The organism is Streptomyces scopuliridis RB72 (genome assembly GCF_000718095.1).
Lineage (GTDB): Bacteria > Actinomycetota > Actinomycetes > Streptomycetales > Streptomycetaceae > Streptomyces > Streptomyces scopuliridis.
In genome coordinates, this window is record NZ_JOEI01000039.1 from 35,281 (window position 1) to 46,587 (window position 11,307).

The window sequence follows — 11,307 nt, forward strand, 5'->3', positions numbered from 1 at the left end:
GGAGTGGGCCCCTGTCAGGAATCCGTTGACCTGCCGAGCTCGTTGTCGATGAAGGCGAGGATCTCGTCGGCGCTGGCGGCCTCGATCCGTTCGGTGACCACGGCTTCGCCGGTCTCCGGGGCGGCTCCGTCCCACCGCGCGAGGAGCCGGCGCAGCCGGCCGGCGACCCCGGTCCTGGTGACCTCGTCGAGCGTGCCGTCGGTGAACGCGGCCTCCAGCTGGTCGAGCGCCGCCAGCGGCGAGCCGTCCGTCCCGGAGGTGTCCGCGCCGAACAGCGCCGGCAGCAGATGCCCGGCGACGGCGAGCGGGGTGGGGTGGTCGAACACGAGGGTGGCGGAGAGCCGTACCCCCGTGGCCGCGGTCAGCCGGGTGCGCAGCTCCACCGCCATCAGCGAGTCGAAGCCCAGCCGGCTGAAGTCCCGGTCGGCCGGGACGGCGTCCGGGGTGGCGTGTCCCAGTACGGCGGCGGTCTCGGTTCGCACCAGCTCCACCAGCGCCGCTTCCCGCTCCTCCGCGTTCAGCCCTTCCAGGCGCCCCGTCAGACCGGTGGCACGACTCCGGTTGGCGCCGGTGGCACGGCTCCGGTTGGCGGCCGTACGGCGCTTGGTCCGGACAAGTCCGCGCAGTATCCCGGGGATCTCGGCCGTCGAGGGAACCGTCGCCGGGCCCGCTCCGGCGGCGATCCGCACCGGCACGACCAGTGCCTCGTCACGGGCGTTCGCCGCGTCGAACAGCGCGAGTCCCTGTTCCACCGACAGCGGGGCGAGATCCGAGCGGGAAATGCGGCGCAGATCGGTGTCGCTCAGGGTGCCGGTCATCCCGGTGTCCGAGGTCCAGGGGCCCCAGGCGAGCGACACGGCGGGCAGACCGAGGGCGGCGCGGTGCGCGGCCAGCGCGTCCAGGAAGGTGTTGGCGGCGGCGTAGTTGCCCTGCCCCGGACCTCCCATGAGACCGGCGACCGAGGAGTACAGGACGAACCCGGCCAGACCGGGGGCGAGTTCGCGGGTCATCTCGTGCAACTGCCAGGCCGCGTCCGCCTTCGGACGCAGTATCCGGTCGATCAGGGCCGGGGTGAGCGAGCCGATGGTGGCGTCGCCGAGCACGCCGGCGGTGTGCACCACGGCGGTCAGCGGGTGTTCGGCGGGTACGGCGGCCAGCAGCGCGCCGAGCGCCGTACGGTCGGCGACATCGCAGGCGGCGACGGTCACCTCGACGCCGTGGGCGGTCAGTTCGGCCCGCAGTTCCTCGGCGCCGGGCGCGTCGGGTCCGCGCCGGCCGGCCAGCAGCAGATGCTTCATGCCGTGCGCGGTCACCAGATGCCTGGCGAGCGTGCTGCCGAGGCCGCCGGTGCCGCCGGTGATCAGCACCGTACCGTCGCGGTCCCAGGACCGGATCCGGTCCGGCGGCGGGGTGACTCCGCTCTCGGACAGCCGCGCGAGCCTGGCGACCTGTACGGCGCCGTCGCGCAGCGCCGCCTGGGACTCGGCGGCCTCCAGCAGCCCCGGCAGGGCGGTGAGAGCCTTGCCCAGGGCGTCGGTGTCGTCGAGGTCGAGCAGCAGGAAGGAGCCGGGCTCCTCCAACTGGGCGGAGCGGACCAGGCCCCATACGGGGGCGGCGGCCAGGTCCCGTACGTCCTCGGCGCCGACGGCGACCGCGCGCCGGGTGACGAACACCAGCCGCGATACGGCGGTCCGCCGGTCGGCGGACCAGGCGCGCAGCAGGTCGAGAGCGGCGGTCGTCATGGTCCGCGCGGCGCCGGGAACGTCCTCCGCGCCGGACGGGTCGCCGATGACCGGGGCCAGGACGACGTCCGGCAACAGCCCTTCACTGTCCAGGAGTTCGGCGAGCGACCCGGCGCGTACGGCGGGCACTCCGTCCGCCGGGCCCGCCGCGTCCAGCGCGGTCGCCAGGCCCGCCGGGTCCGCACCGACGACCGCCCAGCGAAGACCGGCGGACGCGGGTGCCTCCGGGGCGGGAGCCGCCTCCCAGACGACGCCGAACAGCGAGGCCCGCTCTCCGGTGGCTCCCGCCTCGGCGGGAGCCGCGTCGGCGGCCGGGCGAACGGCCAGCGAGCGTACGGAGATCACCGGCGCGCCGTCCGCGTCGACGGCCACCAGCGACACGGTGTCCTGGCCGGTGTCGGTCAGCCGTACCCGCAGCGCCGTGGCGGCGCCCGCGTGCAGGGTCAGTCCCCGCCAGGCGAACGCTTCGACGCCCTCGGCCGTGGCGTCGGTGTCCAGCAGTCCCGCCGCGCGGACGGCGGCGTCCAGCAGCGTCGGATGGATCGTGAACGCGCCGCCCCTGTCCGCCTCTTCGTCCAGCGCGACCTCCGCGAACACCACGCCGTCCCGCCGCCAGGCGGTGCGCGGGCCGGCGTCGTCCTCCTCGAACTCCACCACCTGGGCACCGGACGGCGGCCAGACGGAGGTGTCGAACTCCTCGTCCGGTGTCACCTCGCCGTCACCGGCGGCCAGTACTCCGGTGGCGTGCCGGGTCCACGGCAGATCCGACCCGGCCTCGGGGCGGGCGTGTACGTCCAGGCTGCGGCGGCCTGCCTCGTCGGCGGCGCCCACCCGCACCTGGATCCGTACCGCGCCCTCCTCGGGCACGAACAGCCCGCTCTCCACGGTCAGTTCCTCGATCAGCTCGCAGCCCACCTCGTCACCGGCGCGTACGGCCAGCTCGGCGAAGGCCGCCGCGGGCAGCGGCACGGGCCCGTCGGAGATCCGGTGCGCGGCCAGCCAGGGGTGCGCCGGGAGCGACAGCCTGCCGGTCAGCACCACATCGTCGGAGCCGGCCACCGTCATCGCCGCGCCCAGCAGCGGATGCCCGGCGGCCACCAGACCGAGGCCGGAGGCGTCGCCCGCGACGGCGGACGACACCGAGGGCCAGTAGCGCTCGCGCTGGAAGGCGTACGTCGGCAGTTCCACCCGGCGCGCGCCCGTACCGGCGAAGATCCCGGTCCAGTCGGTGGGGACACCGTGCGCGTGGAGCCGGGCGAGCGCGGTGACGGCGGTCAGTTCCTCGGGCCTGTCCTTGCGCAGGACGGGCACGACGACGGCCTCGTCCGGTACGGACGCGTGGACCAGGGCGGAGAGCACACCGTCCGGGCCCAGCTCCAGGAACGTACCGACTCCCTTGCCCGCGAGGGTCCGTACGCCGTCGGCGAAGCGGACCGCCTCGCGGACGTGCCGTACCCAGTAGCCGGCGGAGCACAGTTCACCGGCCGTGGCCGGCTCGCCGGTCAGGTTCGAGACGACCGGGATACGGGGCGCCTCGTAGGTGAGCTTCTCGGCGACCGTCCGGAAGCCTTCCAGCATCGGGTCCATCAGGGGCGAGTGGAACGCGTGGCTCACCGGGAGCCGGCTCGTCCTGCGTCCCCCGGCCGCCAGACGTTCCGCGGTCTTCAGGACCTGGTCCTCGGCGCCGGAGATGACCACCGCCGTGGGTCCGTTGACGGCGGCGATCGCCACCTCGCCGGAGAGCAGCGGCCGTACCTCGTCCTCGGTGGCCTCCACGGCGACCATGGCACCGCCCTCGGGCAGCGCCTCCATCAGCCGCGCGCGGGCCGCGACCAGCCTTGCCGCGTCCGCCAGCGAGAACACTCCGGCCACATGGGCGGCGGCGATCTCACCGATCGAGTGACCCGCCACGTAGTCCGGGGTCACCCCCCACGACTCCACCAGCCGGAACAGCGCGACCTCGATCGCGAACAGCGCGGGCTGGGTGTACGCGGTGCGGTTCAGCGTCCCGGCGTCGTCGCCCCAGATCACCTCGCGCAGCGGACGGGTCAACTCCCCGTCGAGATGGGCGAGTACGGAGTCGAGCGCGTCGGCGAAGACCGGGAAGCGCTCATAGAGCTCGCGGCCCATGCCCAGTCGCTGGCTGCCCTGGCCGGAGAAGAGGACCGCTGCCGGCCGCTCCACGGCCACTCCCCTGGCGACCTGCGACGCGTCCGAGCTGCCGCCCGGAGCCATGAGCACGGCCCGGTGCTCGAAGGCCGACCGGCTCTCGGCCAGCGAGCGGCCGAGGTCGAGCGGGGAGAGCCCGGGGCGGTCCGCCACGAAGGAGCGCAGCCGGTCCAGCTGTGCGTCCAGCGCGGCTTCGCTCTTGGCCGAGACGAGCCACGGCACGGCGGCCGGGGCCACCTCGGGGGCCGGGGCCGGGGCCACCGGCTCGGCCCGCGGGGCCTGTTCCAGGACCACATGCGCGTTGGTGCCGCTGATCCCGAAGGACGACACACCGGCCCTGCGGGCGTGCCCGGTCTCCGGCCACTCCCGCTGCTCGGTCAGCAACTCCACCGCGCCCGAGGACCAGTTGACCCGGGTCGAGGGCTCGCTGACATGCAGCGTCCTGGGCAGCCTGCCGTGCCGGAGCGCCAGCACCATCTTCAGCACACCCGCGACACCCGCGGCGGCCTGGGTGTGGCCGAGGTTCGACTTCACGGATCCGAGCAGCAGGGGCCGCTCGGGGTCGCGGTCACGTCCGTACGTGGCGAGGAGGGCCCCCGCCTCGATGGGGTCGCCCAGGGTGGTGCCGGTGCCATGGGCCTCGACGGCGTCCACGTCCGCGGGGGTCAGACCGCCGGAGGCGAGGGCCTGACGGATGACCCGTTGCTGGGAAGGGCCGTTGGGGGCGGTCAGTCCGTTGGAGGCGCCGTCCTGATTGACGGCGGAACCACGCAGCACGGCCAGGATCTCGTGGCCGTGGCGCCGGGCGTCCGACAGCCGCTCGACGACCACCAGACCCACGCCTTCCGACCAGCCGGTGCCGTCGGCCGAGTCGGAGAACGCCTTGCAGCGCCCGTCCGGGGCCAGACCGCCCTGGCGGGTGAACCCGGCGAAGCTGGTCGAGGTCGACATGACGGTGACACCGCCGACCAGCGCCATGGAGCACTCACCGGCGCGCAGCGCCTGGGCGGCCCAGTGCAGCGCGACCAAGGAGGAGGAGCAGGCGGTGTCGACGGTGACGGCGGGGCCCTCGAAGCCGAAGGCGTAGGAGAGCCGGCCGGAGATGACGCTGGCGGCCAGACCGGTGCCCGCGTGGCCCTCCACGTCCTCGTTCGCCCGGAGGATCAGATTGGCGTAGTCCTGCCCGTTGGTGCCGACGAACACCCCGGTCTGGCTGCCGCGCAGCGAGGCCGGATCGGTCCCGGTGCGCTCGAACGCCTCCCACGCGGTCTCCAGCAGCAGCCGCTGCTGCGGGTCCATGGCGAGGGCCTCACGCGGTGAGATGTCGAAGAAGCCCGGGTCGAAGTCGGCGGCCTCGTAGAGGAATCCGCCTTCGCGCGTGGCACTGCGGCCCTGGCCGTCGCCCGCGAGGACATCGAGGTTCCAGCCACGGTCGGTGGGGAACTCCGCGATGCCGTCCCGGCCTTCGGTGAGCAGCTGCCACAGGTCCTCGGGCGAGCGCACCCCGCCGGGGAAGCGGCAGGCCATGCCGACGATGACGACCGGGTCGTCGGTGACCCCGGCGAGGGCGGTGCCCGGGGCGCCGGGTCCGGTACGCGCCCCGGTCTTCTCCCCCGTCTCCTCGCCGAGCAGTTCGGTGAGGAGATGGCCGGCGAGCGCGTGCGGGTTCGGATAGTCGAAGACCAGGCCGGCGGGGAGCGCCAGACCGGTCGTCTCCGTGAGCCGGTTGCTCAGTTCGACGGCGGTCAGCGAGTCGAAGCCGAGATCGCGGAATGCCTTGTCGCCCCTGATCGCGTCGGCTCCGGTGTGTCCGAGGACGGCGGCGGCCTGGGTACGGACGAGGGTGAGCAGTACGGCGGTCCGGTCGGCCCCGGTCGCCACGCTCAGCCGCTCACGCAGCCCGGACGCGGCCGATTCGCTCTCCCGCCGCGCTTCCCGTACCGCTGTCAGCGCCTTGCGCGCCTCGGGCAGATCGGCGAGGAGCGGGCTGGGGCGCAGACTCAGCAGCGCGCTCAGCAGCTGCGGCTGCTGGAGGTCGGCGAGGACCACGGTCGGCTCGGGCTCCACCACCACGCGGAGCAGCGCGGAGACCGCGAGAGCGGGGTCGAGCGCGCTCGGTCCCGCCTGGTGAGCGGACGGACCTGCGGGGGCGGACTGGCCGGCCATGCCGCCGCCGTCCCACGCGCCCCAGGCGATCGAGGTCGCGGGCAGACCGAGGGACCGGCGCCGCTCGGCCAGTGCGTCGAGGACAGTGTTGGCGGCGGCGTAGTTGGCCTGGCCGGGGTTGCCCACGGCGCCCGCCACCGAGGAGAACAGCGCGAACACCGACAGATCGAGATCCCGGGTCAGTTCGTCGAGCAGCAGCGCCGAGGCGACCTTCGCGCGGAACACCGTCTCGAACCGCTCGGCCGTCAGCCCGGCCAGCACCCCGTCGTCCAGGACCCCCGCCGTATGCACCACACCCGTCAGCGGGGCGTCCTCGGGGACGGCGGCGAGGACGCGCCTCAGCTGGTCCCTGTCGGCGGCGTCACAGGCGGTGAGGGTGACCCGCGCGCCGAGAGCGGTCAGTTCCGCCCGCAGCTCCTCGGCGCCGGGCGCGTCCGGGCCCCGGCGGCTCAGCAGTACGAGATGCCCGACGCCCTCGCTCGCCAGCCGGCGTGCGACATGGGCGCCGAGCGCGCCCGTACCGCCGGTGATGAGCACTGTGCCGGACGGCTGCCACCGCTCCTCGGCGGCCCCCGCGCTCTCCGTGCTGGGCGCGGGCGTCATCCTGCGGCCGAACACGCCCGAGGCGCGGACCGCCACCTGGTCCTCGCCGTCGCGGCCGGCCAGGACGGCGATGAACCGCCGTACGGACCGCTCGTCCAGCTCCTCGGGCAGATCGGCCAGCCCGCCCCACTGGCGGGGGTGTTCGAGCGCCGCGACTCTGCCGAGGCCCCAGACGGCGGCCTGCGCCGGACTGGCCGGCGGCTCGGAGTGGACGGGTGAGACGGCGCCGCGCGTGACGGCCCAGAGGGGGGCCGTGATGCCCGCGTCGCCGAGCGCGCGGGTGAGTGCGGCGGTGGCGATCAGCCCGGCGGGCACACCGGCCGGGCCGGCCGACTCGTCCAGGGCCAGCAGCGACACCACACCCGCGATCTCCGCCGGGGCGTCCGAGGCGGCCTCGGTCAGCCGGGCGACCAGGCCGGTCGCGTCGAGTGCGCCGGTGTCGACCCGTACGGCGGCCGGGCCGAGCCCGTCGATCAGCGAGGCCACCCACGCGTCGGCGGTCCCCGGCGCGGGCGCCAGTACCAGCCAGGTCCCGGACAGCGTGGCCGCGGAGCCGCTGACGGTCAGCGGCTTCCAGCTCTGCCGGTAGCGCCACGCGTCCACGGCCGAGCGGGTCTTGCGCCGGGTGCGCCACGACGACAGCGCGGGCAGTACGGCCCCGAGCGAGTCGCCGTCCACGTCCAGTCCGGCGGCGAGGGACTCCAGATCCTCCCGCTCCACGGCGGCCCAGAACTCCGCGTCGACCGGGTCCGTACCGTCGGCGGGCGCGGCCCCGACCACCTCGGGCCAGAACCGTTCACGCTGGAAGGCGTAGGTCGGCAGATCAACCTGGCGCGCGCCGGTGCCCGCGAAGACCCCGGTCCAGTCGACGGCGGCACCCGCGACATGCAGCCGGGCCACCGCGGTGACCAGCGCGGCTTCCTCGTCACGGTCCTTGCGCAGCGCCGGGACCACCACGGCGGTGGCCGGCACGGACTCGCGGGCCATCGCGGAGAGCACCCCGTCCGGGCCCAGCTCCAGGAACGTACCGACGCCCCGGTCGGCGAGCGCGCGTACGCCGTCGGCGAAGCGGACGGCCTCGCGGACATGGCGTACCCAGTAGTCGGCGCTGGAGAGTTCGCCGGCCGTCGCGGGACCGCCCGTCAGGTTGGACACGACGGGAAGGGCCGGTTCGGCGTACGTCAGGCCCTCGGCGACGGTGCGGAACTCGTCCAGCATCGGGTCCATCAGCGGTGAGTGGAACGCGTGCGAGACGCGCAGCCGGCTCGTCTTGCGGCCCTGGGCCTCCAGTCGGGCCGCGACCTCCAGCACGGTGTTCTCGGCGCCCGAAATCACCACGGACGAGGGGCCGTTGACGGCGGCGATCGACACCTCGCCGGACAGCAACGGAAGGACCTCGTCCTCCGTCGCCTGCACCGCGACCATCGCACCACCGGCCGGCAGCGCCCCCATCAGCCGAGCACGGGCCGCCACCAGCCGGGCCGCGTCCTCCAGCGAGAACACCCCCGCCACATGTGCCGCCGCGATCTCACCGATCGAATGACCGGCGACGAAGTCCGGGACCACACCCCACGACTCCACCAACCGGAACAACGCCACCTCGACCGCGAACAACGCCGGCTGAGTGAAGCCCGTGTCGTTCAGCAGCTCGGCGTCGTCGCCCCACATCACCCCACGCAGCGAACGCCCCAACTCGGCGTCCAGCGCGGTCAGTACGGAGTCCAGCGCCTCCGCGAAGACCGGGAACCGGCCGTACATCTCGGTGTGCTCCCGCGCGAAGGCCCTGAGCCGGTCGAGCTGTCCGTCCAGCGCCGCTTCGCTCTTGGCCGAGACGAGCCACGGCACGGCGCGCGGGGCGACCCCGGGCGTGACCGGCCCGCCCTCGGCGGTGTCCCGCTCCGGGTCGGCCTGCTCCAGGACCACATGCGCGTTCGTGCCGCTGATCCCGAAGGACGAGACGCCCGCCCGGCGGGCGCGTCCGGTCTCCGGCCACGCGGTGGTGTCGGAGAGCAGTTCCACGGCCCCCGCCGACCAGTCGACATGGCTTGACGGCTCGGTCAGATGCAGCGTCTTCGGGAGCGTCCCGTGCCGCAGCGCCATCACCATCTTCACCAGGCCGGCGGCGCCCGCCGCGGCCTGGGTGTGGCCGATGTTGGACTTCACGGAGCCCAGCAGCAGCGGCAGGTCCTGGTCGCGGTCCTGGCCGTAGGTGGCCAGCAGCGCCTGGGCCTCGATCGGGTCACCGAGCGGTGTGCCGGTGCCGTGCGCCTCGACCGCGTCGACCTCGGCCGGGGAGAGCCCCGCGTTGGCGAGCGCCTGCCGGATCACGCGCTGCTGCGCGGGCCCGTTGGGGGCCGTCAGCCCGTTCGAGGCGCCGTCCTGATTGACGGCGGAGCCCCGTACGACCGCCAGCACCTGGTGTCCGTTGCGCCGCGCGTCCGAGAGCCGCTCCAGGACCAGCACGGCCGCGCCCTCGGACCAGCCGGTGCCGTCGGCGGAGTCGGAGAACGCCTTGCACCGGCCGTCGCCGGCCAGTCCGCCCATCCGGGAGAAGCCGGCGAAGTTCGCGGAGGTGGTCATCACCGTCACGCCGCCCGCGAGGGCGAGCGAGCACTCACCACTGCGCAGCGCCTGGGCGGCGAGATGCAGCGAGACGAGGGACGACGAGCAGGCGGTGTCGACCGACATCGCGGGGCCCTCCAGGCCCAGCGCGTAGGCCAGCCGGCCGGAGACGACGCTGACCGCGAGGCCGGTGGTGGCGTGGCCCGCCATGTCGTCCTTCGACCGCATGACGAGGCCGACGTAGTCCTGGCCGCTGACGCCGACGAAGACGCCGGTGCGGCTGCCGCGCAGGGTGGCCGGGTCGATGCCCGCGCGTTCCGCCGCCTCCCAGGAGACTTCGAGCAGGACGCGCTGCTGCGGGTCCATGGCGAGGGCCTCGCGCGGCGAGATGCCGAAGAATCCGGCGTCGAAGTCGGCGACGTCGCGCAGGAATCCGCCCTGGCCCTCGATCGCGCCGATGGAGGCGTCGGCCTCCCAGCCTCGGTCGTCGGGGAAGCCTGAGATGGCGTCGCCGCCCGAGAGCACCAGCTCCCAGAGCCCTTCGGGGGACTCCACGCCGCCGGGGAAGCGGCAGCTCATGCCGACGATCGCGATCGGGTCGTCGGTGGCGTCGGCGCTGTCGCGCGACTCGCGCGCGGTGACGGCCGCGACGTCGTCCTCGCCGACCAGTTCGTCGAGGAGATACGCGGCGAGCCTGGCCGGTGTCGGGTAGTCGAAGATGAGGGTGGCGGGCAGCGTCAGTCCGGTGGCGGACGCCAGCCGGTTGCGCAGTTCGACGGCGGTCAGCGAGTCGAAGCCGAGCTGCCTGAACTCCCGTTCCACGGCGATGGCCTCGGGCGAGGAGTGCGCGAGCACCACCGCCGCCTCAGCGCGGACGAGGTCGGTCAGCAGCCGGGGCCGCTCGTTCTCGCGCAGCGCGGCCAGCCGCTCGACGAGGCCCGCGCGGGACACTCCGGCGGCTCCGCTCTTCGCGGCGCGGCGGCCGGTCCGTACGAGCCCGCGCAGAAGGGCCGGGACACCGGCCGCGGAGGGGATCGCGCCGCCGCCGATGGAGAGCGGGACGACGAGCGCCTCGTCGCTCGCGGTGGCGGCGTCGAAGAGCGCCAGGCCCTGTTCGACCGAGAGCAGCGGCATTCCGGACCCGCTGCTGACCCGGCGTACGTCGTGGTCCTCCAGCGTGCTGGTCATGCCCACGCCCTGCTCCCAGGCGCCCCAGGCCAGCGAGAGCGCGGGCAGTCCCTGGGCGCGGCGGTGCGCGGCCAGCGCGTCGAGGAAGGTGTTGCCTCCCGCGTAGTTGGCCTGTCCGGGGCTGCCCATGACGCCGGCCGTCGACGAATACACCACGAACGCGGCCAGATCGAGATCGCGGGTCAGCTCATGCAGATTCCACGCCGCGTCGACCTTGGGACGCAGCACACCGGCCAGGCGCTCGGGGGTCAGTGAGCCGACGATGCCGTCGTCCAGCACACCCGCCGTGTGCACCACGGCCGTCAGCGGGTGCGCGGCGGGGACGGACGTCAGCAGCTCGGCCAGCGCCTCCCGGTCCGCCACGTCGCACGCGGCGACCGACACCTCCGCGCCCATGGTCCGCAGTTCCGCCGCCAGTTCGGCGGCTCCGGGGGCCTCCACTCCGCGCCGACTGGTGAGCACGAGGTGCCGTACGCCGCGCTCCGCGACGAGGTGGCGGGCCAGCACACCGCCCAGACCGCCCGTGCCGCCGGTGATCAGGACCGTGCCCTCGGGGTTCCATACGGGCGGCATGGTGAGCACGATCTTGCCGATGTGCTTGGCCATGCTCATGAACCGGAACGCGTCGCGCGCCCGCCGTACGTCCCACGACCGGACCGGCAGCGGCTCCAGTACGCCGCGGTCGAACAGCTCGCCCAACTCGACCAGCATCCGCTGGATGCCGTCGGGGCCGACCCAGCCGAGGTCGAAGGACTGGTAATGCACGCCCTCGGGCAGCTCGGCGGCCTCCCGGATGTCGGTCTTGCCCATCTCCAGGAACCGGCCGCCGGGGCCGACCAGCCGCAGCGACGCGTCCACGAACTCACCGGCCAGCGAG

At 74.3% G+C, this 11,307-nt stretch carries 1 protein-coding gene; it reads right to left on the bottom strand.

Annotation, left to right across the window (positions count from 1 at the left end; translation table 11 throughout):
* Window positions 1-14: 14 nt before the first annotated feature.
* Window positions 15-11,307, bottom strand: an 11,293-nt coding sequence (locus IF11_RS0134175; protein ID WP_157848470.1) for a type I polyketide synthase, incomplete at its 5' end; no start/stop codon positions are given.